We start from the raw sequence: 26,354 nt of genomic DNA, 5'->3' as shown, positions 1-26,354 counted from the left end.
CGGACGCGCGGCGTAAACCGCCGCGAATCCCAAATCAGTCGCCTGTCGATTAACTCTTATCGAGACCGTAAGCGGAATGCAAAGTGCGAACCGCCAATTCCGCATAAGGACCGTCGATCAGGATCGAAATCTTGATCTCGGAGGTGGTGATCGCCTTGATGTTGATGCCCTTCTCGGCGAGTGCGCGGAAGGCCGAAGCAGCGACACCGGCGTGGCTGCGCATGCCGATGCCGATGACCGACACCTTGACGAGGCCAGCCTCGGACTGAACGACGTCGTAGCCGATCTTTTCCTTGTTGTCGCCGAGCACCTTCAGCGCCTTGTCGACGTCGCCCGACGGAACCGTGAAGGTCATGTCGGTCTTCGAGCCGTCCTCGGAAATGTTCTGGACGATCATGTCGACGTTGATATGGGCTTCGGCGAGCGGTCCGAAGATCGCGGCGGAGACGCCCGGCCGGTCGGCGAGACGGCGCAGCGAAATCTGGGCTTCATCCTTGGCATAGGCAATGCCGGTTACGACTTCCTGTTCCACGATCTCATCCTCATCACAAATCAGCGTACCGGGCGGGTTGAGAAGGTCACCCATGCCCGGCGCATCGGGATCTTCGAAAGACGAACGCACGAAGGTGCGGACCTTGTGCACCATGGCGAGCTCGACCGAGCGCACCTGCAGCACCTTGGCGCCGAGCGATGCCATTTCCAGCATTTCCTCGAACGCGATTTTCTTCAGCCGCCGCGCCTTCGGCTCGATGCGCGGGTCGGTCGTGTAGACGCCATCGACGTCGGTATAGATGTCGCAGCGGTCGGCCTTGACCGCAGCGGCGATCGCCACCGCCGAGGTATCGGAGCCACCGCGGCCGAGCGTGGCGACGCGATTGTCCGGGCCGAGGCCCTGGAAGCCGGCGACGACGGCCACCTGGCCCTCGCCCATGCGGCGGATGATTTCGGCACCCTCGATGTCGAGGATGCGTGCAGCGCCATGGGCGTTGTCGGTGCGGATCGGGATCTGCCAGCCCTGCCAGGAGCGGGCGTTGATGCCCATCGACTGCAGCGCGATTGCAAGAAGACCCGAGGTCACCTGTTCGCCGGAAGCGACGATCGCGTCGTATTCGCGCGCGTCGTAGAAGGGCGAGTTGGCGCCGGTGGCCTTCGGCATGTTCTGCACCCAGCCGACCAGCTCGTTGGTCTTGCCGGACATGGCGGAAACAACGACGGCGACTTCATGGCCGGCATCGACCTCGCGTTTCACATGGCGGGCGACATTGTGGATGCGGTCCAAATCAGCGACGGAGGTTCCGCCGAATTTCATCACGATGCGTGCCATGTGCCTCTACCGGTACCCAATTTTGCGCGCGCGAGGCGCGCGTGACAGGAAAGCCCCCGCCGGCGCCCGACGGTCAAAAAGCTTGGGAGACTTCTCGGACATCGGCAGTCACCGCTTCGGGGAGCGGAAAGTCGCGGCGTCTCTTAGCGGATCAGGGGGCCGCACGCAATGGCAAGCGGACACAGATTCGGGCCTCGCCGCCGGCTCGGACAGGTCCGTTTCGCAACAATATTGCCAAAGGGACGGCGTGACGGAAATATCCGTGCCGCGGAAGCCTGCAATGCCGCGTTGAAAATTACCGGCGCCGATGCTAAACGTGCACTCGCAACTCGAATTCGAGAAAGGGGGGCTGCGCGTGATTACATTCTTCCGGCACCACCGCCAGCGTGGCCCCGTCCAAGCCCTGCAGATGCGTTTGCAGGGCTGACCGGACATACTTCGCAATCTCGCGAACCTATCCCTGGTCTGCCCAGAGTGATGCAGCGCGGAACCTTATCGGTTCGAACGCCTACATCGTCTTCCATTACCGAGTGACGGCCCGAGTGCAGCAACCTTGCTGTCGCGGGCTCGACCATCCGCCAGCCACGGCATGAGCTTGCCGCCCACGGATCTCTCACCGTCGCTCGCGCAGTCCAGAGAACGACCATGGCCTTGATCAATATCCGCAACCTCGGCGTCAGCCTGAGCGCACCGCTTTTCTCCAACCTCAATCTCTCCGTCGCCGCAGGTGATCGCATCGGCATCGTCGCCGCGAACGGCCGCGGCAAGTCGACCCTTTTGAAATCGATCGCCGGCACCTTCGACCCGACTGCCGGCGAAATCACGCGTTCGCGGGGCCTGACCATCGGCCACGTCGAGCAGAACGTGCCTGCTTCCCTCATGCCTCTCTCCTTCCACGAAGCCGTTCTCTCTGCCCTTCCGGCCGATCAAGCGGAAAACGAAAGCTGGCGCGTCGACATCGTGCTCGACTCCCTCGACGTGCCGGAGGCTCTGCGCCGACGCTCTGTCTCGGAACTGAGCGGCGGCTGGCAGCGGCTGGCACTTCTCGCCCGCGTCTGGGTCACCGATCCGGATGCGCTGCTGCTGGACGAGCCGACCAATCACCTGGACCTCGCCAAGATCGCCCGGCTCGAAGCCTGGCTGAACGCCCTGCCGCGGGACGTGCCGGTGCTGGTCGCCAGCCACGACCGCGCCTTCCTGGATGCGACCACCAACCGCACGCTGTTCTTGAGGCCCGAGCAGTCGCCGATCTTCGCGCTTCCCTACTCACGCTCGCGCGTAGCGCTCGACGAGGTCGATGCCTCCGAGGAGCGGCGCTACCAGCGCGACATGAAGGTGGCACAGCAACTCCGCCGCCAGGCCGCCAAGCTCAACAATATCGGCATCAATTCCGGCAGCGACCTGCTGACCGTGAAGACGAAGCAGTTGAAGCAGCGGGCCGAGCGGCTGGAGGACGCAGCGAAGCCTGCGCATCAGGAGCGTTCCGCCGGCGCGATCCGGCTCGCCAACCGCGGCACCCACGCCAAGATCCTGGTGACGCTCGACGATGTCGCCGTCGAAACGCCGGACGGAACCCCTCTCTTTCGCACCGGCAAACGCTGGATTTGCCAAGGCGACCGCATCGTCCTGCTCGGCGAAAACGGCACCGGCAAGACGCGGCTCGTCAACCTCATCCGCGCTGCGATCGAGGAGCCCGGGCGTGCACCGGAAAGCCTGAAGGCGACGCCCTCGCTCGTGCTCGGCTATAGCGACCAGGCGCTTGCGGGATTGTCCGACGACGAGACGCCACTTGCCGCACTCTCCCGCCGCTTTTCGCTCGGCGATCAAAGGGCACGCACCCTGCTCGTCGGTGCCGGCGTCGGCATCGACATGCAGGAAAAGGCGATCGGCCGGCTCTCCGGAGGCCAGAAGGCACGCCTCGCCATGCTGGTCCTGCGCTTGAAGGAGCCGAATTTCTACCTGCTCGACGAGCCGACCAACCATCTGGACATCGAGGGCCAGGAGGCGCTCGAGGCCGAGTTGCTCAAGCACGAGACGAGCTGCCTGCTGGTGTCCCACGATCGCAGCTTCGTCCGCAATGTCGGCAATCGCTTCTGGCTGATCGAGAAGCGGCGTCTCGTCGAAGTCGAGGACCCGGAGGATTTCTTCGCCTCCGCTGCTGCGAGCGAGCTCGGGTAGCGACCGCGTCAGCGAAGCCGCACTCATCGCATCAGTGACGTCCGCGAAAGGCGGGCGTCACCAATCGGATCCTAGAAAGGCGGCCGGGCGATCACGCAGGCAACCTCGCCACCATCGAAGACATGCGTCAGCCGCGCTTCGACGATCCATCGATGGCGAAGGACCGCGGCTTCGAGCCGCGCGGCGACCTCGTCGGCATCTGTGGACGGCTCGTCATGCAAGAGAAAGAGCCGTCCTTCCGGCTTCAACAGCCGCGCCAGCGCGGCAAACTCACGGATGGGATCGCCCCGCGTGAACAGGCCGACGCGCATCGCGAATGCCTTGTCGAAACGACGACCGCCCAGATCGAGTGCCCCAAGGTCAGCAATCTGCAAAGTGGCCCGACCGGCAGCAACATATCGGTCGTTTCGCCGCGCCGCCGCCGCGATCATGGCGGGCGAACGATCGATGGCCACGATCTCTCCGTCGACGAGCCGCTCGCAAACCTTCGTCACCGCAACGCCATGGCCGCAGCCGATTTCGAGAAGCTGATCCGAAGGCTGCGGCGCAACGACCTCGACTGCCCAGCCGATTCTGTCCAACGACATCTGAATTCCCCTGCATCGCAGATTCGACGAAATTAGCACGGTGACGTGCTTCGACGCGAACCAATCTGATGCAATAATAAAACCACTTGCAAAACGGTATCAGTTTTGACAGTCTCCTCCAAACACACGCACTGCAACGGGAGAAAGACAATGCGCAAGGTCATCATGTGGGACATGGTCAGCGTCGATGGCTTCTTCGAGGCGACGGGGCATGACATCAGTTGGTTCGTCTTCGAGGACGAACTCGCCGCCTATATCGGCGAAACGCAGCTCGAAGCCGACACTTTGCTTTTCGGCCGCGTGACCTATGAAATGATGGCCGCCTACTGGCCCTCCGCCGAAGGCGACATCGCCACCTTCATGAATGGTGTCGAGAAGTTCGTCTTCTCGCGCACGTTGACATCCGCCGATTGGCACAGGACAAGGCTCGTGACCGGCGACGCCGCCAAGGAAGTCGAGCGACTGAAGCAACTCGATGGCGGCACGATCTTCGTATTCGGCAGTGCGGATTTCGCAGCAGGGCTGATCGAGAAGGGCCTCGTCGACGAGTATCGTCTCGGCATCAATCCGGTGCTTCTGGGTAGCGGCGTGCCCCTGTTCAAGCCGGGCCTGAAGCGGACGAAGCTGAAACTGACCGACACACGCCCGCTGAAATCGGGACTAGTCATCCTGCACTACCAACCGGAGGCGGACGCGCTGTAGGGGACAGGGCATCGCTCCCGCCTGATCTGCGCTCATCTGGCCCATCGCCGGCTCTTGACTTCCCTGCCTGATCGTCCGACTTCACCAGGGAAGATGCAAGGAGACGGCGACATGAGCGAGACCGCACGCACGACGATCGACCAGAGCGAGGTGGACCGGTTTTCCGCCATGGCCGCGGAGTGGTGGGATCCCACCGGCAAGTTCAGGCCACTGCACAAGTTCAACCCCGTTCGCCTCGCCTATATCCGCGACAAGGTGGCCGAGCATTTCGGCCGCGATCCCAGGGGCCCGCAACCGCTGAAAGGTCTGCGGCTGCTCGATATCGGCTGCGGCGGCGGTCTTCTGTCGGAGCCAATGGCGCGCATGGGCGCCGACGTCCTCGGTGCCGATGCCTCCGAGAAGAACATCGGCATCGCCAAGACGCACGCGGCCGGAAGCGGCGTGGCGGTCGACTATCGCGCCGTGACCGCGGAAGCGCTCGCCGAAGCCGGCGAGAGCTTCGACATCGTGCTCAACATGGAAGTAGTCGAGCACGTTGCAGACGTCGATTTCTTCATGACCACCTGCGCCCACATGGTTCGCCCCGGCGGCCTGATGTTCGTCGCCACCATCAATCGCACGATGAAGGCAGCGGCACTTGCCATTTTCGCGGCCGAGAACGTGTTGCGCTGGCTGCCGCGCGGCACGCACCAGTACGAAAAGCTCGTGCGCCCGGATGAGCTGGAAAAGCCGCTTGTGGTCAACGGGCTCGAAGTCACCGAGCGCACCGGCGTCTTCTTCAATCCGCTCGCCAATCAGTGGAACCTGTCCAAGGATATGGACGTCAACTACATGATCGTCGCCAAGCGCCCGCTGTAAACGCTGCCGGCGGGTTCAGCCGGCCTGCCGACGCTCCTGCCATTCACGCCTCAGCAGCGCATAGACGAATTCGTCGCCCCAGCTACCGTTGAACCGGTCGTTCTCGATCAGATGCGCCTCCCGGCGCATGCCGAGACGTTCCACGACACCGACGGAACCTTTGTTGAGCGCATCGAGCCGAGCGAAGATCCGGTGAAAGCGCAGCGTCGAAAAACCGAGATCGAGCACGGCCCGCATCGCCTCGGTCGCGTAGCCCTTGCCGGCAAAGACGGGGTTGAAGATGTAGCCGGTCTCCGCCTGCTCCGCCGTCCGGCTTGCGAGCTTCAGCAGCACCTCGCCGATCAGGGCGCCATCCTCCTGCCGCTCGACGGCAAAGACTGCGACATCTCCGTCTTCGTCGAGGCGCGGCTTCGACGCCTTGACGAACTTCGTCCGCGCCGCCACTTCGTCCAACGGCTCGGCATAGAGGTAGCGATAGACTTCCGGCAGCCGATGATAGGCGAAGAAGGCGGGAAAATCGTTGGGCGCGAATGGCCTGATGACGAGCCGATCGGTGGAAATGCGTAGCTCGGACAATGTCATTGACTGAAAATCTCCCATTGCGAAACCGCGAAATGGGAAGCAAGACGTTGTTTTTAAAGAGCCGTCGGCCAAGTTTGCAGCATCGGTCAGGCGTTGGATCGCGCGTCAGTTGGCCTCGTCCGGCAAGATCGGCAGCGGCGCGACCGCAATTCCTTCTTCGAGAAGCTCCACGGCCTCTTCCGCCGTCGCCTTGCCGATCAGTCCGCGTTCCTCCGCTTCGCCATAGTGGATCTTGCGCGCCTCCTCGGGAAAGCGCTCGCCGACATCCTCGGCGTTCTCGCGCACGGTCTTTACCAATTCGCGGATCTTGGCGATCGTTTCCTTCTGCGCCTGGTCCATGATCACCGCCCGCGTTGCCTCCTTCTTGCGTGCGGTCGCGACCGACGGCGCCATCAACTGCTTGGCAACGGACGTTGAATTGCAAGAGGGACAGGAAACCAGCTTGCGGCCGACCTGGCGGTCGAAATCGTCACTCGATGAGAACCACCCCTCGAAGGAATGGCCATTATCACAGGAAAGCGCATAGCGGATCAAGCGGCGACGCCTCCTTTCCCGGTTGGCGCCACTTCGTCGAGCACGAAACTGCGGGCGTTCTTCAAATTCGGTATCTTGGCGCGTGCCGAATGCACGGAGGCGACATCGATTTCGGCAAGCACGATCGCCTCACCGGTCGAGCCGGCCGAAGCAAGCACCCTGCCCCAGGGATCGATGATCATCGAGTGGCCGAAGGTCTCGCGCCCGTCCTCATGCGTGCCCCCTTGCGCGGCAGCGATGACGAAGAGGCCGTTCTCGATTGCACGGGCACGAAGCAGGATTTCCCAATGTGCCTCGCCGGTCTGGCGTGTGAAGGCGGCGGGCACCGACATGATCTCGGCGCCGGCGACCGCCTGCTGCCGGAAAAGCTCCGGGAAGCGCACGTCGTAGCAGATGGTGAAACCAAGCTTGCCGAAGTCGAGATCGGCAATCCGTGCCGTGTTGCCGGGCTGATAGGCGGCGCTTTCCCGCCAGCTTTCGCCGTTGTCGAGGTCGACGTCGAACATATGGATCTTGTCGTAGTCGCAGATCTTCCTGCCGTCCGGCCCGAACAGCAGGCCGCGATTGGCGATCTTGCCGTCGGCAAGCGCGATCGGCGTCGAGCCGACATGGAGATAGATGCCCAGTTTACCGGCAAGCTTCGCGGCTTCGCTGGCAATGATGTCGTTTGCCTCGTCCTTCAGGACCGCGCGCAGAGCCGCCCGGTCTCGCTGGAGCGCGCCGGTCATTTCCGGCGTCTGGACATAGGTCGCGCCCTGGGCAGCTGCCTCGCGCACCAGTCGCACCATCGTCTCCGCATTCTTGCGCGGATCGACGCCGGAACACATCTGAATGGCTGCGGCCTTGAAGGTCATCTTGCTTTAACTCCTGGCGCACGCCGCTGCAGAGCGAACAGACGCTCTCGCTCTAGCGACTTGCAAAACATCGGGTCGTCAGGCGCGTCAGGCGGCAAGCATGGCGTCGAGCTTGCCGGCTCGTTCCAGCGCGTGCAGGTCGTCACAGCCGCCGACATGGATGTCGTTGATGAAGATCTGCGGGAACGTCGTGCCGCCGTGCGCCTTCTCGATCATCACCTGCCGAACCGTCGGATCATAGGTAGCGTCGTGTTCGAGGAAGGACACGCCCTTGGTTTCCAGTAGTTTCTTGGCGGCCGAACAATAACCGCAGAACTGACGCGTATAAATGACCACTGAAGCCATGATCCTGGTTCGCTCCTTCGCCGGCAATCGTGCCGGACAACTGATTGTCATATAGGACCGGATATGGCTCTTGCAAAGGTCAAAACCGTGACCGGCCCGGCTCCCGCCCGTTTCAGCGCGCGGGTCGCTGCCGAGACGGTTGCACCGGTCGTATATACATCGTCTACGAGAACGACGCTTTTCCCACGGAGACCCGCTTTGCCGCTTTCCGAGACCGCGAAGGCGCCGCGCACATTGTCTTCACGGGCCTGCCGGGCAAGACCCACCTGCCGGCTCGTGCGTCGGATACGCATGAGCACATCGGCCTGGTAAGGCCTGCCGGAGAGCCGCGCTATGGCCCGTGCCAGTTCCGCCGATTGGTTGAACCTGCGCCTCCAGAGCCGAAAGGCATGCAATGGCACCGGAACGATCGCGTCGGCCGAGGCCACCGCACCATCGCTCGCCCGGATCATCCACTCCGCCATCATCGGCGCGAGATCGGTGCGGTCGCGATACTTCAGCCCATGCACCAGATCGCGGGCGATGCCCTCATGGATTGCGACCGACCGCAGACGATCGAATGCGGGCGGATTGGCAATGGCTTCCGGCGAAACCGAGCCCGGCCCATGGTCGACCGAAAACGGTGTCCCGAGAACATCACAATAGGGGCGCTCGATCAGCGGCAGGGTCGACCAGCAAGGCGCGCAAACCGCGCGATGATTGCCAACCATTCGGCCGCAGCCGCAGCAGACTGGCGGATAAACGAGATCGACGACCCCGAAGACGAGCCCCCGCAGAACGCGCCCCCACCCCTCCTCCGGAAACCGCGGTCTCTCCCATGCCATGCTGTTGACTTTGAACCTCCGAAGGTCTCTTTGCTGGCGAGCTTGCGGAGACAGTATCGTGGAAAAAATCTTTGACCAGAGCCTCGTTGAGGCACATCGGGCAAGAGCGCTCAGAAACGCCGATCCGAAAGCCGGCTTCCTTCTCGATATCGTCGCACAGGAACTCGCCGAACGGGTCAGCGTGGTCGAACGTCACTTCGACCGCGCGCTGGAACTGCACGGCTATACCGGGCAAACGGCGCGGAACCTCATGGCAACCGGCAAGATCGGTGCCGTTGAGCGCGTGGAAACGGATGCGCGTTTTGGCTCCGACCAGGCACCGGTAACGATCGCCTCGCTCGAAGAGGTTCCGGGCGAAGCGGAGAGCTTCAACCTGGTGGTTTCGCCGCTGTCCCTGCACCTGACCAATGACACGCCGGGCGCCTTCATCCAGGTTCGTCGGGCGCTGCAACCCGACGGGCTCTTTCTCGCCGCCATCCCCGGCAGCGGCACGCTGCAGGAACTGCGCGAGGCGCTTCTGGCCGCCGAGGCGGAGCTGACGGGCGGCGCCAGTCCGCGAGTCATTCCCTTCGCCGACGTCCGTGATATCGGCGCCCTGCTGCAACGCGCCGGTTTCGCGCTGCCGGTCGCCGACACAGAAACCTACACGGTGCGTTACGATTCGCTGTTTGCCCTGATCCGCGACTTGCGCGCCATGGGCATGACCAGTCCACTCACGGCACGAAGCCGCGTGCCCGTCTCGCGGCGCTTCTTCCTGCGGGCCGCGGAAATCTATGCCGAACGTTTCTCCGACCCGGACGGCCGCGTTCGCGCGACATTCTCGATCATCTACCTGTCCGGCTGGGCACCGCATGAAAGCCAGCAGAAGCCGTTGAAACCAGGCTCGGCGAAGCAGCGGCTTTCGACTGCACTCGGCACGAAGGAGCAGCCGCTCTGACGGACGACGGCGGCGTTCGTTCCGGCGAGGTCTTCAGACCTGTGCGTTCTGGAATGTCGTCGCCAGCAGGTTGAGGACGGCGGTGAGCGCGTCGCGGACCTGTTCGAGACCAAGAAGCAGGCTGACGGAGATGATGGCAGCGATGAGGCCATACTCGACCGCGGTGGCAGCGCTTGCGTCGCGAAAGAGGCGTCTCAGCTTTTCCATGCGTCCCCAGTCTGGTTCGTGTTCCGAAACGCACCGGAAAACCCGGATGGCGTTAGGTCAGCACCCGCTCTTGCGGCCGTCCGCATCGATGATGCAGACCGCCCCAGGCATTTCCTGCAGCACGCTGCGCCGTACCGTGTAGCGCTTGGTAGTCCCGCTCGAAGGGATGGAGCCGGTGGAAATGTTGTCGTAGTCGACGGGCGTGTTCGCCATGATGCGCCTGTCGTTCTTTGAAGACAGCATCGGCGTGAGGATCAGCGTCAGCGCGATCACTGCCGTTCCAAACAGCAGGGACAGATTGAGCACACCCGTCCGGCGGGACTGATTGTTCATCAGATCCTTTTCCTGAACCGTGCTCCAGAAATCGTCGTCCACCATCCCAGCCTCACAAACGCACAAAGCACGGCGAACGCAAGCGCCCTTCCCAAGCTTGGTTCCACCCTACTGCCTGAAATCAATACGCCGTTCACCAACTATGCGTACCGAAAATGAATTGAGCTATCTTTGCGCGAGGGAGATAAACGATCGATTAATAATCGATCAGATTTCGGGTAGGTTCAGAGCAAATCCATAAGAAATGGTATCAACGGCTCGTCCGCCGGCGGCATCGGATAGTCGCGCAAGGCCTTCGGCCGCACCCATTTGATCGCCTGGCCTTCCCTCCCCGTCGCCACCCCTTCGTAACGCCGGCAGATATAGAGCGGCATCAGCAAATGGAAGTCCTCATAGGTGTGACTGGCGAAGGTCAGCGGCGCGAGACAGGCGACCTTGGTGCGGATGCCGAGTTCCTCGTCCAATTCACGGATCAGGGTTTCCTCGGGCGTCTCGCCGGCCTCGACCTTGCCGCCCGGAAACTCCCATAGACCGGCCAGCGATTTGCCTTCCGGCCGCTGCGCCAGCAGGATACGGCCGTCGGCATCGACCAGAGCACAGGCGGCAACGAGCACGATCTTCTTTCCGTTGACGTCCATGACCTCAAGCCCCAGGCGCTCTGTAGATGTAGCTGTAGACTTCGGAGAAACCGGCGCCACGATAGAGTGCCAGCGCCGCGCTGTTCTCCGCCTCGACCTGCAGCCAGGCTTTCCTGGCGCCGCGCAGCCGCGCCCAACGCAAGCAGACGTCGAGCATCGCCTTGCCGACGCCGCGCCCGCGGACCCGTGCGTCCACGGCAAACTGCATGATGCCGGCGAGATCGTTGTCCTGAACGACGAGAGCCACGGCGGTAGGCCCGGTCTCGGCATCTTCGAACAGGAAGAGGCCGCTTTCCGGCTTGATCGCACTGATGATCTCGGCGAGCGCGGCCTTTCTCTTCGGATCGCCCTTGGCGATACCGATACAGGCATCGACGAAGCGGCCGGTGTCCTTGATCGGCAGATGGTCAATGCCGCCGCCGAATTCACGCTCGGCAAGATCGGTCGTCATCACCAGGCTGCGACTGAATGCCGTCCAGCCTTCCGCATCCATATGGGCAACGAGTTGCGGCGGGGTCAGCGGCGTCTGGCGCACGGTCAGGGATCGACCGTAGTCGGCAAAACGCCTGGCCGCCTTTTCAAGGCGCGCCGGGATGTCGCGATAGTCGGATGGATCGAGCGGGTTGACGGAGTTGAGACGCTTGGAATCATGCCCAGCATTGAGCCGGATCAGCCAGCTGCCGTCATATTGCACTGACGCTGCCGGCCAAGCCCGGAAGCCCACGGCTTCGAGACGGCGCACGCTCGGGAGATCAACCATTACCGCTTCCCCACCTTCGGCCGCGACGTTGCCCGCCGGCCGGGTATCACTCGATGTCATCTTGTTACCCCTACTGCATGCCTCCTCAAATCGACCACGATTTAAGGAGGCATGTAGAAAATCAAAGTTCTACAGCGACCTTTGCGCGTCTGGTGAGACGCGCGGCGCTATAGTCAGGCTGGACCGGAACCTCAGCTCCGGTAGTCGCCGTTGATCTCGACATATTCCTTCGTCAGGTCGCAGGTATAGACCGTAGCGCGGCCGGACCCGAGGCCCATGTCGACGCGGATGGCGATGTCCTCGGCCTTCATGACGGCAGTGGCTGCCGCTTCCGAATAGGTGGGATCACGCTCGCCTTCGACGGCCACGCGCACATCGCCGAACCAAATCGCCAGCCGATCGCGTTCGGCCATCTCACCGGACTTGCCGACAGCCATGACCACGCGCCCCCAATTGGCGTCCTCGCCGGCGACGGCGGTCTTGACGAGCGGCGAGTTGGCGATGGAGAGCGCGATGCGCTTGGCCGCCGCGTCGTTCTCAGCGCCTTCGACCGTGACTTCGACCATCTTGCGCGCGCCTTCGCCATCACGCACAACCTGAAGCGCCAGGTCGCGCAGCAGGTCGTTCAGCGCCAGGCGGAAGGCGTCAAGGCGCGGATCGGCCGCGTCGGCGATTGCGGGTTGCCCATCGACTGCCGCCGCACCCGTCGCAAAGAGCATCAGCGTGTCGGAGGTCGAGGTGTCGCTGTCGACGGTGACCGAGTTGAAGGTCGGGCCGACGCCGGCCGAAAGCAGAGCCTGCAGCGCTGCCGGGGCAATGTCTGCGTCGGTCACCACGAAGGAGAGCATGGTCGCCATGTCGGGCGCGATCATGCCGGCGCCCTTGGCAATGCCGTTGATCGTGACCTTGACGCCGCCGATCTCGGCCGTGCGGGTCGCGACCTTCGGATAGGTGTCCGTCGTCATGATCGCCTTGGCGGCTTCGAACCAGAAATCTTCCTTGCCGGCAACAGCCAAATCGTCGAGCACGCCGGCGAACTTGGTTGCATCAAGCGGCTCGCCGATGACGCCCGTGGAAGCGAGGAACACTTCGCTTTCCTTGCAGCCGACAGCCTTCGCCGCCGACTTCGCGGTCAGCTCCGTCGCCTCGCGTCCCTTCTTGCCGGTGAAGGCATTGGCGTTGCCGGAGTTGACGACGACGGCGCGGGCGACGCCGCCGGCAAGGTTCTGGCGGCAGAAATCGACCGGAGCGGACGGGCACTTGGAGCGGGTGAAAACGCCGGCGGCGGCGGCCGGCTTGTCGAACACCATCATCAGCACGTCGGTGCGGTTCTTGTACTTGATGCCGGCGGCAGCGGTCGCCATGCGGACACCGCGTAGGGACGGCATTTCGGCGAAGGTTTTCGGAGCGAGCGGGGAGACTGAGCCGGACATGGGAAACCTGCTGTGACGTGTTGGGACCAAGGCACTTCCAGGAAAGCTGCGCAGCGGCCTTCCGTCAGGAAATGCGTAAGAACAAAGATCTGGAGCGGTTTACAACCGAACCCGCTCCCGATCCATCTTGCGACAAATGCCCGAACGGTTTTCACCGCCGGGCATCAGCAAAAAGCGGTGATGGCAGGCCCCGCCAAGGGCAGGACCTGCCGATCGAATTTACTTGGCTTCCTGAGTTCCCTGCGCCTTGTTGGCCTCGTCATAGGCCTTCTTCAGGGCCGGATCGGAAATCTCGACGCTTGCATCCTTCTTGGCGGCAGCAAGCAGCTCAACGTATTTGTCACGCATGACAAGCTGACGAACCTGCGGTTCGACCTGCTCCAGCGTCGGCGGAGCTTGCGGGCGCTTGTCTTCGATCAGGATCACGTGGAAGCCGAACTGCGTCTTGACCGGGGTCTTGGTGTAGGCGCCCTTTTCGAGAGCGAAGGCAGCCGTTTCGAATTCCGGCACCATGCGGCCCTTGGTGAAGTAGCCGAGATCGCCGCCATCGTCCTTGTTCGGATCGGAAGACTTCGCCTTGGCCAGTTCGACGAAGCTCTTGCCGGCGTCGAGTTCCTTGATGATTTCCTTGGCCTCGTCCTCGGTCTTGACCAGGATATGGCGAGCCTTCACCTCTTCCTGCGCCGGGATCGCCGCGATCTCCTTGTCGTAGCGCGCCTTCACCTCTTCCTTTGTGATCGCGTCGACCACGTGCTTCTTGAAGTAGGCGTTGTGCAGTTCGCGCGCGGTCAGGTAGGCGACGCGCTGCTTGAAGGTCGCATCATCCTGCAGACCTTCCTTTTCGGCCGTCTTCGACAGGAGCTTGACGTCGATGATCGCCGACAGCGCGGCGGCGCGCTTCTGCTCTTCCGGCATCTGCTGAAGCTGCGGGTCAAGGCCGCCCAGTGCGAGATTGAGCTCCGACTGATGCACTTCCTCGCCGCCAACCTTGGCGATCACCGGATCGGCGTCTTCCGCCCGCGCGCCACCATGAGCGGCCATCGCCGCAACCAGTGCCGCAGCAGCCAGGGTTTTCAACTTGGACATGCTCACTAACCTTTCACTTTGGCCTTCCGCGCGATTGCGTCCGGCTCGTAGCGGCTGCACACCACCAGAATGTGGCGGTTCTGTAGCCGTCCGGCAGCGCAAGTGCGTTGACATAATTCGACCCCCCTCTTATCTGTCACGCAACCTCGCGTCCAGAACAGTTTCCGGGCGTTTCGCGGCATTGCGCGGTTTTTGCGGCGCGGCCATGGGACCCCAGGCAACAAAAAAGAAAGGACCATCCGTATGGTCAGTCTCGGCGGCCTAGCCCGCAAGTTGTTTGGTTCCGCCAATGATCGCCGCGTCCGCGGCTACCAGGGTCGGGTGGATGCCATCAACGCTCTTGAAGCCGAAACGAAGGCTTTGTCGGATGAGGCGCTCGCAGCCAAGACGGTGCAATTCCGCAAGCAGCTGGAAGAGGGCAAGACGCTCGACGATCTCCTGGTACCGGCCTTTGCGGTCGTGCGCGAAGCCGCTCGCCGCGTCCTCGGCCTGCGCCCGTTTGACGTCCAGCTCATCGGCGGCATGATCCTGCACGAACGCGCGATCGCCGAAATGAAGACCGGTGAAGGCAAGACCCTCGTCGCGACCCTCCCCGTCTACCTCAATGCACTTGCCGGCAAGGGCGTACACGTCGTCACTGTCAACGACTACCTCGCCCAGCGCGACGCCGGCACCATGGGCCGCATCTACGGCTTCCTCGGCATGACGACCGGCGTCATCGTCCACGGCCTGACCGACGAGCAGCGCCGCGACGCCTACGCCTGCGACATCACCTATGCGACCAACAACGAACTCGGCTTCGACTATCTGCGCGACAACATGAAGTACGAACGCGGACAGATGGTCCAGCGCGGTCACTTCTTCGCCATCGTCGACGAGGTGGACTCGATCCTGGTCGACGAAGCCCGCACGCCGCTGATCATCTCCGGTCCGCTCGACGACCGCTCCGATCTCTACAACACGATCAACGATTTCATCCCGCTGCTTTCGCCCGAGGACTATGAAATCGACGAGAAGCAACGCTCCGCCAACTTTTCGGAAGAAGGCACGGAGAAGCTTGAGAACCTGCTGCGTCAGGCGGGTCTCCTGAAGGGTGAAACGCTCTACGACATCGAAAACGTCGCGATCGTCCATCACGTCAACAACGCGTTGAAGGCCCACAAGCTCTTCACCCGCGACAAGGACTACATCGTCCGCAACGGCGAGATCGTCATCATCGACGAGTTCACCGGCCGCATGATGCCGGGACGGCGCTATTCCGAAGGCCAGCACCAGGCGCTCGAAGCCAAGGAAAAGGTGCAGATCCAGCCCGAGAACCAGACGCTCGCCTCGATCACCTTCCAGAACTATTTCCGCATGTATTCCAAGCTTGCAGGCATGACCGGTACGGCGGCGACCGAAGCGGAAGAGTTCGGCAACATCTACGGCCTCGAAGTGGTCGAAGTGCCGACCAACCTGCCGATCAAGCGTATCGACGAGGACGACGAGGTCTATCGTACCCAGGGCGAAAAGCTGAAAGCCATCATCGACGAGATCAAGTCGGCACATGAGCGCGGCCAGCCGATGCTGGTCGGCACGACCTCGATCGAAAAATCCGAACAGCTTGCCGATCTCCTCAAGAAGTCCGGATTCGGCAAGTTCCAGGTCCTGAACGCCCGCTATCACGAGCAGGAAGCCTTCATCGTCGCTCAGGCCGGCGTGCCGGGTGCGGTCACGATCGCCACCAACATGGCTGGTCGCGGTACCGACATCCAGCTCGGCGGCAACGTCGACATGCGCATCCAGCAGGAGCTTGCCGACGTCGAACCGGGTCCGGAGCGCGACCAGCGCATCGAAGCGATCCGCGCCGAAGTGCAGAAGCTGAAGGAGCAGGCGCTTGCTGCCGGCGGCCTCTACGTTCTCGCGACCGAGCGTCACGAGAGCCGCCGCATCGACAACCAGCTTCGCGGCCGTTCCGGTCGTCAGGGCGACCCGGGCCGTTCGAAGTTCTATCTGTCGCTCCAGGACGACCTGATGCGCATCTTCGGCTCTGACCGCATGGACAGCATGCTGCAGAAGCTCGGCCTCAAGGAAGGCGAAGCGATCGTCCATCCCTGGATCAACAAGGCGCTCGAGCGCGCCCAGAAGAAGGTCGAAGCGCGCAACTTCGACATCCGCAAGAACCTCCTGAAATACGACGACGTTCTCAACGATCAGCGCAAGGTGATCTTCGAGCAGCGCATTGAGCTGATGGATGCCGAAAACGTCACGGAAACCGTGACCGATATGCGCACCGAAGTCATCGAGGACATGGTCAGCAAGCGCATCCCAGAGCGCGCCTACGCCGAGCAGTGGGACGTCGAGGGCCTGAAGGCCGACGTTCAGCAATACCTCAATCTCGACCTGCCGGTCGTTGAATGGGCTGCCGAGGAGGGCATCGACGAGGCCGATATTCTCGAACGCGTCACCGCCGCTGCCGAGAAGGAAGCGGCAGATCGCGCCGAACGCTTCGGCCTCGAGATCATGCAATATGTCGAACGCTCGGTCGTGCTGCAGACGCTCGACCATCTCTGGCGCGAGCATATCGTCAACCTCGACCACCTGCGCTCGGTCATCGGCTTCCGCGGCTACGCACAGCGCGATCCGCTGCAGGAATACAAGTCCGAGGCCTTCGAACTGTTCCAGGCCCTGCTCGGCAACCTGCGCCAGGCGGTAACCGCACAACTCATGCGCGTCGAACTGGTGCGCGAAGCAGCCGAAGCGCCGCAGCCGGCACCGCCGGTCATGCATGGCCACCATATCGATCCGCTGACCGGCGAAGACGATTTCGGTGGCGGCGCTGGAACGCTTCTCGCCCCCGCTCCCGTGCAACGCGATGCGAAGGATCCGTCGACTTGGGGCAAGGTCTCGCGCAACGAACTTTGCCCCTGCGGTTCCGGCAAGAAGTACAAGCACTGCCACGGCGTCTACGAGGCATAAGCGAGACAAGGGATAGCTTGGGTTTCGCGCCCATGCCCTTTGCAGGAAATGCCGCCTTCGGGCGGCATTTTCGTTTCCGGTTACCGCGTCCCAAGGCGCAGAGGCGGGCAGCGGCTATCAGAAACTCAAGCGCAAGCAGCCGATCTGAAAGCCCTTACCGATCGAACGACTTGGCGTAGGCGATCAGGTTTTCGAGCGCGTGAATGCCCGTGCGATTGATGTGGCGGCGGCCGAGCGTTGTGTTGATGCGGAAGGCGAGCTCTTCGGCATCGGCCGTTTTCAGATCAGAAAGCCGCTCGATGCCGATCTCCTCGAGATAGCCGATCATGCGTGGGCCGATCGATTTTGCCCGCATCATCCGTTCTCGCTCACCATCGCTTATCGGCATGGCCTCGTCTCGCCAATACAACCGCACTGAACCGTTTGTTAACGCTGTTCTGGCAGTAGTGAAACCCTGTATTGCGTAATCTCAGGGTGTTCTCGTGTTCATGGCGGTATGTCAAACGGCCGGACGAATGCTGCCGTCGGCGATGAGACACCGCTTGTCCGCGATGATCGGCGCGGTTGTTGCCATCTTGAGCGGCTCCGACCTGAAGAACACGGCTCGCCGCATGGCGCTCGTCGCCTTCACGGTTCGCATCCTCAGCGCAGCCATCGCTTTCCTGTCGCAGATCATCCTGGCCCGGATGATGGGCGAGTTCGAATACGGCATCTTCGTCTTCGTCTGGGTCCTGGTGATCCTGTTCGGCAGCCTCTCCTGCGTCGGCTTCCATTCCGTCGTGATCCGCTTCCTGCCGGAATATCAGGCGACTGCCGCGCTCGACGAAATCCGCGGCGTGACGACGACAGTGCGTGTTTTCGCCCTCACCTCCGCCACCGCGGTCGCCGTCGTCGGCTTGCTCGGCATCTGGCTCTTTTCAGAGCACATCGAGGCCTATTATCTCGTGCCGCTCCATCTCGGCCTCTTCACCCTACCCATGATCGCCCTTGGCGACGTCATGGACGGAACGTCGCGGGCCCATGGCTGGGCGCTCTCCGCCATGAGCCCCACCTTCATCATTCGCCCGCTGCTGGTCCTCGCCTTCATGGTGCTGGCGGTCTCGGCGGGCGCGCAGCACACGGCGCAAACCGCCATGGTCGCGGCCATGGCCGCCGCCTATGTCACCACCGTCTCGCAGTTCCTCGTGCTGACCTATCGTCTCCGCTCACGCTACGTGGAAGGGCCCCGGCGGATCGAGCTTGGCCGCTGGCTCCGGGTTTCGATCCCCATCTTCCTGGTCGATGGTTTCGGCTTTCTGCTGACCAATTCCGACGTCGTGATCGTCGGCCTCTATCTCGATCCCGATGACGTTGCGATCTATTTCGCCGCCGCCAAGACCATGGCGCTGGTGCACTTCGTCATGTTCGCCGTCAAGGCGGCGGCCGGCCCCCGCGTTTCGAACGCCATGGCCCGTGACCGCAGGCAGCTCGCGGGTATCGCGATCGAAAGCGCGCGTTGGGCCTTCTGGCCGTCGCTGCTGGTCGGCGCGCTGGTCCTGCTCGCAGGCCCGTTCCTGCTCTCGCTCTTCGGGCCTGCCTTCGTCACCGGCATGCCTTTGATGATGATCCTCTTCGGCGGCATTCTCGCCAAGGCCTTCGTCGGGCCGGCGGAAACGCTTCTGACCATGGCGGGCCAGCAGACACTCTGCGTGATCCTTTACGCCGGCGCGCTGGTCGCCAACATCGCACTCAATCTCAGCCTCATCCCTCTCCTCGGACTGACCGGCGCCGCCCTTGCAACCGCAGGTGCAATGTTCGTCGAGGCGATGTTGCTGCATATCGCCGTCCGGCATACCTTCGGCTTCGCGCTCTTCGCCTTTGCGAGCGTGCGGGCCGGCAATGATAACAACGGGACTGTCCATCCATGATCGGCAATACCAATCTTCCGAGCGATGCAAACAGCCGGGCCGCCCGAGTCCTTGGCGGTCTGGCGCAACCTGGCGATGCAGGCCCGACCGCGGAACATATGATCGAAGTCGGCCGTCCTGGACGCCATCTCGCCATCTACCCGGCGAAGGCCGGCTACGATCTGCAGCGCGAACTCGACTTCCTGTCGAACCGGGCCCTGGAACCGAACGTTTTCTTCACCGGGCGCTTTCTTGCCCCCGCAATGCCCCGTCTCGAAGACCGGGTGATCCGCCTTGCGATCATGCGTGACAACGATGAACGCCGCAGCCGGCTGCGGTTTCTGATGCCGTTTTCGATCGAGAAGCCGGGCTTCTCGATCGGCGCGCCGATCATTCGCGCGTGGTCGAACCCTTTCGGTCCGCTCGGCGTCCCGCTGCTTGACGCAGAGGATGCGGCAGAGACCCTCGACAATCTGTTCGAGGCCTTTGCCGCCCCCTCCGGCGGCTTGCCCTCGGTGCTCGTCCTTCCCGACATGCGCCTCAACGGCAAGGTGGCCCGCCTCACCCGCGCCGTCGCCATCGGCCGCAACCTGCCGCTGACGGTAACGGATACCCACAGCCGCCCCATGCTCGAAAGCCTGCTCGACGGGCCGACCTATCTGCGCAACGCCATCAGCCCGGCGCATTTCCGCGAGTTGCGGCGGCAGTGGAACAACCTGGAAAAACAGGGCGCGCTGAACTATTCCGTCGCCCGCCAACCCGCCGAGATCCGCCTGCGCATGGAGGAATTCCTGGCGCTCGAAGCGTCCGGATGGAAGGGAAAGGGGCGCAGCGCCATGGTGCTCGACCGGTTCCGTGCGGCCTTTGCCCGCGAAGCGATCACCAATCTTGCCGATGGCGACAGCGTGCGCATCCACACGCTCGACCTCGATGGCCGGGCGATCGCATCCATGGTGGTGTTCCTGATGTCGGGCGAGGCCTATACCTGGAAGACGGCCTATGACGAACGCTATGCCAAGTTCTCCCCGGGCAAGCTGCTGCTGGCCGAGCTGACGGAATGGCATCTCGACGATGCCAACATCGCCCGCTCCGATTCCTGCGCCGTGCCGGATCACCCGGTCATGAGCCGCTTCTGGCAGGAGCGCGAGGAGATGGGCACGCTGGTCATCGGCCTTGAGCAGACCCGTGACCGCGAAGTGCGCCAGGTCGCGGCCCAGCTCCACCTCTACCGCAACACCCGCAACATGGCGCGCATGCTGCGCGACAAGATCAAGGCACTGGCCGGGCGCTAAATTGAGAGCCGTTCCGGCTAAGCCGCGCGGCCGGCCGCGGCCTCAGTCGCCGCGCGCCTCCGCTGCTGCCCGTTCACGCAGGAACCGTCTGATAACCTTGCCCGAGGTCGTCAGCGGCAAGCTGTCGACGAAGGTGATTTCGCGCGGATACTCGTGCATCGACAGCCGGGTTTTCACCCACTCGCGAATGGACGCCGCGACCCGCTCGTCACCATCGACGCCGGGCCGCAGGACGACAAAGGCCTTGACGATCTCCGTGCGGACGGGATCGGGTTTGCCGACAGCAGCGGCCAGCTGCACATCCGGGTGACCGGCAAGGCAATCCTCGATTTCGCCGGGACCGATGCGGTAACCCGACGAGGTGATGACGTCGTCATCGCGGCCGAAGAAGGTGAAATACCCCTCCTCGTCCATCACGCCCTGGTCGCCCGTCGTCATCCAGTCGCCGATGAACTTCTTCTCGGTCGCCTCATCGTTCCCCCAATAGCCGAGGAACATCACCGGATCCGGCCGCTTCACCGCCACCTGGCCGACACTGCCGGGCGGCAGTTCGTGACCCTCGCCGTCGATGATCGCCACCCGGTGGCCGGGTGCCGCCTTGCCCATCGATCCAGGCTTGACGACGCCGAGATCGGCGGCCGAAGAGATGACGATGTTGCACTCGGTCTGGCCGTAGAACTCGCTCACGTCGAGGCCGAGCGCTGCCTTTGCCCATTCGTAGGTTTCGCGACCGAGGGATTCCCCCGCCGAACCGATGGTCCGGAGATTGAGCCGGTAGCGCTCGCGCGGCCTCTCCACTGCCTTCATCAGCCGGAGCGCCGTCGGCGGGATGAAGGCGTTGCGCACGTCCATCTCTTCCAAGATACGAAACGCCGTATGGGGGTCGAACTTCTGCGCCGGCGACGACACGACGGGCACGCCATGCAGCAGCGACGGCAACAGTGCGTTGAGCAGCCCTCCTGCCCAGGCCCAGTCCGCCGGCGTCCACATCCGGTCGCCAGGCTGCGGCAGGAAGTGATGATGAAACTCGAATCCCGGCAGATGGCCGAGCAGCACCCGGTGCCCGTGCAGCGCGCCCTTCGGCGGCCCCGTGGTGCCCGAGGTGTAGATCATCAAAGCCGGATCGTCCGGGCCGGTATCCGCCGGCACGAAGCCAACGGGATCACGCGAGGCAAGCGAAGAAAAGGCGATCGTACCCGGCTGCGGCTGATCTTCCGCCAGCACGACCAGACGCAGCTCCGGCAACCGATCCCGGATTGCGGCCACGCGCTCGAAGCCAAAGTTGTTGGTGACGACAGCCGAAACACCGGCGTCACGCAGCCGGTATTCGAGCGCCTCGACACCGAAGAGAAGTGCCAGCGGCAGCGCGATGGCGCCGAGCTTATAGATCCCCGCGTGGGCGATCGCCGCTTCAAAGCCCTGCGGCAAAAGGATCGCGACCCGCTCGCCGGGCGCAATGCCCTCGCCTGAGAGCCCTTTTGCAAAGGCGGAAGATTGCCGGGCGAACGCGCCATAGGTCAGTGCCCGATGGGCGCCATCGGGGTCGAAATGCTGAAGACAGACGCGCTCCGGCTCGCGTGCGGCCCGGGCGTCGCTGACCGCGACGCCGATATTGAACTTTTCCGGGATCTGCCAGCGGAAGGCGCGGTAGAGTTCGTCGTAGGTCTCGATTTTCGGTAACATGACGCTGCCATGACAGATTTGTGCTGCAGCGCACCTAACACCTTCGTCAGCGTCTGTTCAATGACCGCGGTGGCGGTCAGGCATGTGGGACCGACGATGGGATGTGAAGAAAGTGTATTGTGGTGGTGCCCCATGCCGGGGTCGAACCAGCACTCCTTTCGGAACTCGATTTTGAGTCGAGCGCGTCTACCAATTCCGCCAATGGGGCTCAGGGAAATGCGATATCAGCGGCTCGGATTTACACGAAGGATTTCGCGATGGTCAACCATCATTTTCAAGATGCCACGCGGACAATCACGAAAGCGTGCGGACCTGTCGCGGCCACCCACGATTTACAGCGCGCGCGATCCTGCCTAAGAAGACGCCATCCAGTTTGCACTGCGGCAGGTGCCGGTTCCATAGGCCTGCCGCCCCCGAGGTATAGATGATCGACGCCGCCACCCAATCCCGCCAACATCTGCTGATCGCCATTGTCGTGACCCTCGGCATGGCGGCAACCGTCGGCGGGGCGCTCGGCTTCGAGCATATTGGCGGCTATATCCCCTGCGCGCTCTGCCTGCTGCAGCGCGACCCCTATTACTGGGGCATTCCGATCGGCATCCTCGCCATCATCACCAGCGCGCTGAAACTGCCCGTGTGGCTGACGCGCACGCTGCTCGGCGTCGTCGGCATCCTGATGCTCCTCGGTGCCGGCATGGGCGCCTATCACGCCGGCGCCGAATGGCATTTCTGGGAAGGGCCATCCACCTGCGCCACGACGGCGCAGGGCGTGTCGTCCAATGTCGGCGACCTGCTCGGCGATCTCGATTCGAAGCATGCCCCGTCCTGCACGGAAGCCGCATTGCGGGTGTTCGGCCTTTCCTTCGCCGGATGGAACGTGATCGCCAGCCTGATCCTCGCAGCGATCGCGCTTCGCGGCGCTGCAAGGGCGCGCTGATCCCGGATCGCTCCAGGAAAACGGACACCATCGCGTGACAACCCGACGAGGGGTTGGCGAACGCACGCACCTGCCCTGCTCCCGCTTCCGGGCTTGATCCGGCAAGAAGGCACGAACAGCGTCAGGGCTGCAGTTCGACGTCCCAGTAGAGATAGTCCATCCAGCTTTCATGCAGATGGTTCGGCGGAAAGAGCCGGCCGTTGTTGTGCAGGTCCTGTACCGTCGGCTGGTAGGGCCTCTGGTGCGGGAACATGCCGGCCTGCTTCGGCAGCTTGCTGCCCTTGCGCAGATTGCAGGGAGAGCAGGCTGCGACGACGTTGTCCCATGTCGTCTGGCCGCCGTGAGCGCGGGGCACCACGTGATCGAAGGTGAGATCGTCGGGCGAACCGCAATACTGGCATTCGAATTTATCGCGCAGGAACACGTTGAACCGGGTGAAGGCCGGGTGGCGCGAGGGCTGCACGTAGCTCTTGAGGCAAACAACGCTCGGCAGTCGCATCGAGAAACTCGGAGACGACACCGAATGTTCGTACTCGGCAAGGATGTTTACACGGTCAAGGAAGACTGCCTTGATCGCGTCCTGCCAGGACCAAAGCGACAAGGGGTAGTAACTCAGCGGCCGATAGTCAGCGTTCAAGACGAGCGCTGGTAAGGCCTGTGGTGAGACTGCAATCGTCAAGCGTATTCTCCTGATCGATTCGGCATCTGCACCTTCTATATTAGGCCCGTTGCAACAGGATTGTGAAGCCGGAAAGAAAAATGCGCTCGCTGGATTCGCTTTTTCCTTCAAGGTGTCACAGGAACAGCATCGCGGCGCATTTCCTGTGCGTAATAGGCCCAGAAGAGCCGCGCGGCGACGCTGCGCCAGGGCGACCAGGAGGCGGCGAGCGAATCAATTTCGCGTGCGGTCGGGCGCAATTCGAGACCGAGGCCGTGGCCGATCGCGTTCTGCAGCGCGACGTCGCCGGAGGGGAAGACGTCCGGGTGGCCGGCGCAAAACAAGAGATAGACCTCCGCAGTCCAGCGTCCCACGCCCTTGATCGCCGTCAGATCCCGGATCGCCTCGGTCGCTTCGGCGTCGCAGATCGCATCGAGATCGATCTCGCCTCCGACCACCACATCGGCGACACGACGCAGCGCATCCGCCTTGGCGCGTGAAAGACCGATTGCGCGGCAGTCCTCGTCGCTGAGCGAAATCACCCCTGATGCCGTGACCTCGCCGAGCCTCTCCTCCATCCGCCGCCAGATCGCCGCGGCACTCGCCTTCGAGACCATCTGCGACACGATGATGCTGGCAAGGCCGCGATAGCCGGGATCGGTTCGCCGGAGCGGCACCGGCCCGGCCTTGGCGACCACGTGCTCCAGGCGCGCATCCAGCATCACCAGACCGGAAAGCCCGGCTTCGATATCCTCATGTGTCCGGATGATCCGCATGACGCCTCCACAAAGCGGATGATTTTTATACCCCTTCCATGGCAAAGGAAAAGGATGCCAGACACGCCACCCGTTTTCCGCTTTGCCCCCAGCCCGAACGGCCTGCTTCACCTCGGCCATGCGCTTTCCGCGGTGCTGAACCACGACATGGCGAAGGCCACGAACGGCCGCTTCCTGCTGCGCATCGAGGATATCGACCAGACCCGTTGCCGCCCGGAATTCGAGGTCGCCATCTCCAGGGATCTCGCCTGGCTCGGCCTTAACTGGGAGCGCCCCGTGCGCCGCCAGTCGGACCACCTCGATGCCTATGCGTCAGCGCTCGAACGACTGAACGAGCTCGGCGTGGTCTACCCTTCGGTCATGACCCGCGGCGAGATCAAGGCGGCCGTCGCCGAGGCCGAGGCCGACGGCCGGACCTGGCCGCGCGATCCGGACGGCACACCGCTCTATCCCGGTCGCGAACGCATCTATTCAGCAAGCGAGCGAGCAGCCTTGCTCGCAAGCGGCAGAGCCTATGCCTGGCGGCTCGACATGCAGAAGGCGATCAGCCTCCTCGGGGGAATCCCTCTCACCTGGGACGAGAGTGGCGCCGGGCCAATGGGCGAAGCCGGCGTCATCCTGGCCGACCCCGCCGCCTGGGGCGACGTCATCCTGTCGCGCTCCGATGCACCGTCGAGCTACCATCTGTCCGTCGTCGTCGATGATGCGCTGCAGGGCATCACCCATGTCGTGCGCGGCCGCGATCTCTATCATGCGACTTCCGTGCACCGGCTGCTGCAGCGGCTTCTGGACCTGCCGCAGCCGCTTTATCACCACCACCGGCTGATCCTCGGACCGGATGGCCGCAAACTGTCCAAGAGTAACCAGGATACCGGCATTGCGGCTTTCCGCGCCGCCGGCCGCACTCCGGAAGAGGTCCGGGCGTTAATCGTCTAGATCCTGTTCTTCGCGAACGGCCTCGTTTCCATTGCGGAACTGAAAGCTCCGCCGCACCATGCGCTTGACCCGGTATTTCAGGATCGCGGCATTGATCTCGGCGCCGATGATGAAGATGGCCGCGATCATGTAGAGGAACACGAGCACGATCATGATCGACGCTAGGCCCGCATAGGTCGAGACATAGGTGGCGAAGGTCGCGAGATAGGAAGCGAAGGCGTAGGCGCCGATCGTCCAGCAGATGAGCGTAAGCACAATGCCGGGGAGCACGTCGACCACCTTGCGGTGGCCGTCGGGCAGCCAGAGATGCGACACCAGAAGTCCACCGGTCAAGACGACCAGAGCGAGCGGCAGGCTCCAGTTGTCGACGGTTGCCAGGACGCCGCCGAACCAGGGCCACCATTCTCCGGCGTAACGCACCGCCAGCGGCACTGCGACCAGGAGGATGCTGAGCGCCGCCAGGATCAGCACGCCGGCGAGCACGAAGCCAAGGCTCGCGAGCCGGGTCACGTACCAGTAGCGGCTTTCACTCACGCGGTAGGCGCGGTTCAGCGAGACGCGCAGCGCCTCCACGCCGTTGGAGGCGAAATAGGCCGCGGCTAGAACGGAAACGGTCAAAAGTCCACCGCGCGGGATCGTCAACACCCGTACGATCTCGTCGGCGACAGGCTTGGCGATGGATTCGGGCCAGGCGTCGAATATCAGGTGCACGGCCGTTTCGGCGAACTGATCGGCGCCGAGAAAGCTGCCAAGTGCGGTGCCGAAGATCAGAAAGGGAAAGACGGCAAGCAGCGACGACAGAGCCACGTGGCTCGCCATCGCCCAACCGTCATCAAGGCTGAAATGCCAGAGCGCATCGAACACGACTTTCCAGGTGATGCGTATGAACGCTGGCATTCCATTCCAATCCTAAAGGGCCCGAGACCGCACACTCCGGCGCCGCCGTCCGGTACCGTTTCCTTGGCTTGACACGATCGCAATGGCGACAACGCTGGCGGGTTCCGGCTTGCGCAATTCAATTGTATCCCGCCGATGAATATGGGAAA

Annotated in this window: 27 protein-coding genes and 1 tRNA gene; 9 read left to right on the top strand and 19 right to left on the bottom strand. The window is 63.0% G+C overall.

Annotation, left to right across the window (positions count from 1 at the left end; all coding sequences use genetic code 11):
* Window positions 1–49: 49 nt before the first annotated feature.
* Window positions 50–1,324, bottom strand: coding sequence for an aspartate kinase (locus tag BHMPCIPO_RS30635; RefSeq protein WP_173520585.1), 1,275 nt, complete (start codon window positions 1,322–1,324; stop codon window positions 50–52).
* A gap of 645 nt (window positions 1,325–1,969) precedes the next feature.
* Here BHMPCIPO_RS30635 and BHMPCIPO_RS30630 point away from each other — a divergent pair.
* The gene (locus tag BHMPCIPO_RS30630) at window positions 1,970–3,502 is read left to right on the top strand and encodes an ABC-F family ATP-binding cassette domain-containing protein (RefSeq protein WP_173520584.1); all 1,533 of its coding nucleotides are present in this window, start codon (window positions 1,970–1,972) and stop codon (window positions 3,500–3,502) included.
* 71 nt (window positions 3,503–3,573) lie between these two features.
* On the opposite strand, the gene BHMPCIPO_RS30625 is transcribed toward BHMPCIPO_RS30630, so the two are convergent.
* Window positions 3,574–4,089, bottom strand: coding sequence for a class I SAM-dependent methyltransferase (locus tag BHMPCIPO_RS30625; RefSeq protein ID WP_173520583.1), 516 nt, complete (start codon window positions 4,087–4,089; stop codon window positions 3,574–3,576).
* Window positions 4,090–4,239: 150 nt separating this feature from the next.
* Between BHMPCIPO_RS30625 and BHMPCIPO_RS30620 the strand changes: the two genes are divergently transcribed.
* Window positions 4,240–4,791, top strand: a complete 552-nt coding sequence (locus tag BHMPCIPO_RS30620) for a dihydrofolate reductase family protein (protein ID WP_173520582.1) — start codon at window positions 4,240–4,242, stop codon at window positions 4,789–4,791.
* A 111-nt stretch (window positions 4,792–4,902) separates the two neighbouring features.
* Complete coding sequence (ubiG, locus tag BHMPCIPO_RS30615) at window positions 4,903–5,649, top strand: bifunctional 2-polyprenyl-6-hydroxyphenol methylase/3-demethylubiquinol 3-O-methyltransferase UbiG (protein ID WP_173520581.1); 747 nt, start codon at window positions 4,903–4,905, stop codon at window positions 5,647–5,649.
* 15 nt (window positions 5,650–5,664) lie between these two features.
* On the opposite strand, the gene BHMPCIPO_RS30610 is transcribed toward ubiG, so the two are convergent.
* From BHMPCIPO_RS30610 to BHMPCIPO_RS30590, 5 genes are all read right to left on the bottom strand, one after another.
* Window positions 5,665–6,231, bottom strand: a complete 567-nt coding sequence (locus BHMPCIPO_RS30610) for a GNAT family N-acetyltransferase (RefSeq protein WP_173520580.1) — start codon at window positions 6,229–6,231, stop codon at window positions 5,665–5,667.
* Window positions 6,232–6,336: 105 nt separating this feature from the next.
* On the bottom strand, window positions 6,337–6,765 hold the full coding sequence (locus tag BHMPCIPO_RS30605; protein ID WP_173520579.1) for a DUF1178 family protein: 429 nt from the start codon (window positions 6,763–6,765) through the stop codon (window positions 6,337–6,339).
* Entirely contained in the window at window positions 6,762–7,619 is an 858-nt protein-coding gene (locus tag BHMPCIPO_RS30600) for a carbon-nitrogen hydrolase family protein (protein WP_173520578.1), read from the bottom strand. Before BHMPCIPO_RS30600 ends, BHMPCIPO_RS30605 begins: the two co-directional genes overlap by 4 nt.
* Window positions 7,620–7,706: 87 nt before the next feature.
* Window positions 7,707–7,964, bottom strand: a complete 258-nt coding sequence (grxC, locus tag BHMPCIPO_RS30595; protein ID WP_173520577.1) for a glutaredoxin 3 — start codon at window positions 7,962–7,964, stop codon at window positions 7,707–7,709.
* 47 nt (window positions 7,965–8,011) lie between these two features.
* Window positions 8,012–8,788 (bottom strand): ComF family protein, encoded by a 777-nt coding sequence (locus tag BHMPCIPO_RS30590; RefSeq protein WP_173520576.1) that lies wholly within the window; start codon window positions 8,786–8,788, stop codon window positions 8,012–8,014.
* Between the two features lie 58 nt (window positions 8,789–8,846).
* Here BHMPCIPO_RS30590 and BHMPCIPO_RS30585 point away from each other — a divergent pair, with 58 nt between their 5' ends.
* On the top strand, window positions 8,847–9,725 hold the full coding sequence (locus BHMPCIPO_RS30585) for a class I SAM-dependent methyltransferase (protein WP_173520575.1): 879 nt from the start codon (window positions 8,847–8,849) through the stop codon (window positions 9,723–9,725).
* A gap of 33 nt (window positions 9,726–9,758) precedes the next feature.
* Here the strand turns inward: BHMPCIPO_RS30585 and BHMPCIPO_RS30580 are convergent, their stop codons facing one another.
* From BHMPCIPO_RS30580 to BHMPCIPO_RS30555, 6 genes are all read right to left on the bottom strand, one after another.
* Complete coding sequence (locus BHMPCIPO_RS30580; RefSeq protein WP_173520574.1) at window positions 9,759–9,932, bottom strand: Flp family type IVb pilin; 174 nt, start codon at window positions 9,930–9,932, stop codon at window positions 9,759–9,761.
* Between the two features lie 57 nt (window positions 9,933–9,989).
* Window positions 9,990–10,310 (bottom strand): hypothetical protein, encoded by a 321-nt coding sequence (locus tag BHMPCIPO_RS30575; protein WP_173520573.1) that lies wholly within the window; start codon window positions 10,308–10,310, stop codon window positions 9,990–9,992.
* Window positions 10,311–10,489: 179 nt separating this feature from the next.
* On the bottom strand, window positions 10,490–10,903 hold the full coding sequence (mutT, locus tag BHMPCIPO_RS30570; RefSeq protein ID WP_173520572.1) for an 8-oxo-dGTP diphosphatase MutT: 414 nt from the start codon (window positions 10,901–10,903) through the stop codon (window positions 10,490–10,492).
* Between the two features lie 4 nt (window positions 10,904–10,907).
* On the bottom strand, window positions 10,908–11,723 hold the full coding sequence (locus tag BHMPCIPO_RS30565; RefSeq protein WP_173520571.1) for a GNAT family N-acetyltransferase: 816 nt from the start codon (window positions 11,721–11,723) through the stop codon (window positions 10,908–10,910).
* A gap of 131 nt (window positions 11,724–11,854) precedes the next feature.
* A complete protein-coding gene (gene argJ / locus BHMPCIPO_RS30560; RefSeq protein ID WP_173520570.1) occupies window positions 11,855–13,096 on the bottom strand; it encodes a bifunctional glutamate N-acetyltransferase/amino-acid acetyltransferase ArgJ in 1,242 nt (413 codons plus the stop codon).
* 219 nt (window positions 13,097–13,315) lie between these two features.
* On the bottom strand, window positions 13,316–14,182 hold the full coding sequence (locus BHMPCIPO_RS30555; RefSeq protein WP_173520569.1) for a peptidylprolyl isomerase: 867 nt from the start codon (window positions 14,180–14,182) through the stop codon (window positions 13,316–13,318).
* A 243-nt stretch (window positions 14,183–14,425) separates the two neighbouring features.
* Between BHMPCIPO_RS30555 and secA the strand changes: the two genes are divergently transcribed.
* Entirely contained in the window at window positions 14,426–17,140 is a 2,715-nt protein-coding gene (gene secA / locus BHMPCIPO_RS30550; protein ID WP_173520568.1) for a preprotein translocase subunit SecA, read from the top strand.
* Between the two features lie 154 nt (window positions 17,141–17,294).
* Here the strand turns inward: secA and BHMPCIPO_RS30545 are convergent, their stop codons facing one another.
* Complete coding sequence (locus BHMPCIPO_RS30545) at window positions 17,295–17,528, bottom strand: hypothetical protein (RefSeq protein ID WP_173520567.1); 234 nt, start codon at window positions 17,526–17,528, stop codon at window positions 17,295–17,297.
* Between the two features lie 127 nt (window positions 17,529–17,655).
* Here BHMPCIPO_RS30545 and BHMPCIPO_RS30540 point away from each other — a divergent pair, with 127 nt between their 5' ends.
* Window positions 17,656–19,047, top strand: coding sequence for a lipopolysaccharide biosynthesis protein (locus tag BHMPCIPO_RS30540; protein ID WP_173520672.1), 1,392 nt, complete (start codon window positions 17,656–17,658; stop codon window positions 19,045–19,047).
* A complete protein-coding gene (locus BHMPCIPO_RS30535; RefSeq protein WP_173520566.1) occupies window positions 19,044–20,318 on the top strand; it encodes a GNAT family N-acetyltransferase in 1,275 nt (424 codons plus the stop codon). The genes BHMPCIPO_RS30540 and BHMPCIPO_RS30535 overlap by 4 nt, the downstream gene beginning before the upstream one ends.
* A gap of 42 nt (window positions 20,319–20,360) precedes the next feature.
* Here the strand turns inward: BHMPCIPO_RS30535 and BHMPCIPO_RS30530 are convergent, their stop codons facing one another.
* Both BHMPCIPO_RS30530 and BHMPCIPO_RS30525 read right to left on the bottom strand, forming a co-directional pair.
* Window positions 20,361–22,001, bottom strand: a complete 1,641-nt coding sequence (locus BHMPCIPO_RS30530) for an AMP-binding protein (RefSeq protein WP_173520565.1) — start codon at window positions 21,999–22,001, stop codon at window positions 20,361–20,363.
* Between the two features lie 123 nt (window positions 22,002–22,124).
* Window positions 22,125–22,209 (bottom strand) — tRNA-Leu (locus tag BHMPCIPO_RS30525).
* 216 nt (window positions 22,210–22,425) lie between these two features.
* On the opposite strand from BHMPCIPO_RS30525, the gene BHMPCIPO_RS30520 reads away from it, so the two are divergent.
* Window positions 22,426–22,938, top strand: coding sequence for a disulfide bond formation protein B (locus BHMPCIPO_RS30520; protein ID WP_173520564.1), 513 nt, complete (start codon window positions 22,426–22,428; stop codon window positions 22,936–22,938).
* Window positions 22,939–23,059: 121 nt separating this feature from the next.
* Here the strand turns inward: BHMPCIPO_RS30520 and BHMPCIPO_RS30515 are convergent, their stop codons facing one another.
* Window positions 23,060–23,617, bottom strand: coding sequence for an HNH endonuclease (locus BHMPCIPO_RS30515; RefSeq protein WP_043623031.1), 558 nt, complete (start codon window positions 23,615–23,617; stop codon window positions 23,060–23,062).
* Window positions 23,618–23,724: 107 nt separating this feature from the next.
* Window positions 23,725–24,372 carry a DNA-3-methyladenine glycosylase family protein gene (locus tag BHMPCIPO_RS30510; RefSeq protein ID WP_173520563.1) on the bottom strand — a complete coding sequence of 216 codons (648 nt, stop codon included), beginning with the start codon at window positions 24,370–24,372 and terminating at the stop codon, window positions 23,725–23,727.
* Window positions 24,373–24,426: 54 nt separating this feature from the next.
* On the opposite strand from BHMPCIPO_RS30510, the gene gluQRS reads away from it, so the two are divergent.
* Window positions 24,427–25,308: a tRNA glutamyl-Q(34) synthetase GluQRS gene (gluQRS, locus tag BHMPCIPO_RS30505; protein ID WP_246304744.1), complete on the top strand. Its 882-nt coding sequence runs from the start codon at window positions 24,427–24,429 to the stop codon at window positions 25,306–25,308.
* Here gluQRS and BHMPCIPO_RS30500 read toward each other — a convergent pair.
* Window positions 25,297–26,205, bottom strand: a complete 909-nt coding sequence (locus BHMPCIPO_RS30500) for a YihY/virulence factor BrkB family protein (protein ID WP_173520561.1) — start codon at window positions 26,203–26,205, stop codon at window positions 25,297–25,299. The genes gluQRS and BHMPCIPO_RS30500 overlap by 12 nt on opposite strands.
* Between the last annotated feature and the right edge of the window lie 149 nt (window positions 26,206–26,354).

It is taken from the genome of Ensifer sesbaniae (assembly GCF_013283665.1).
GTDB lineage: Bacteria > Pseudomonadota > Alphaproteobacteria > Rhizobiales > Rhizobiaceae > Ensifer > Ensifer sesbaniae.
The sequence above is the reverse complement of the archived record's forward strand: the minus strand, read 5'-3'. Positions and strand labels throughout refer to the sequence as shown.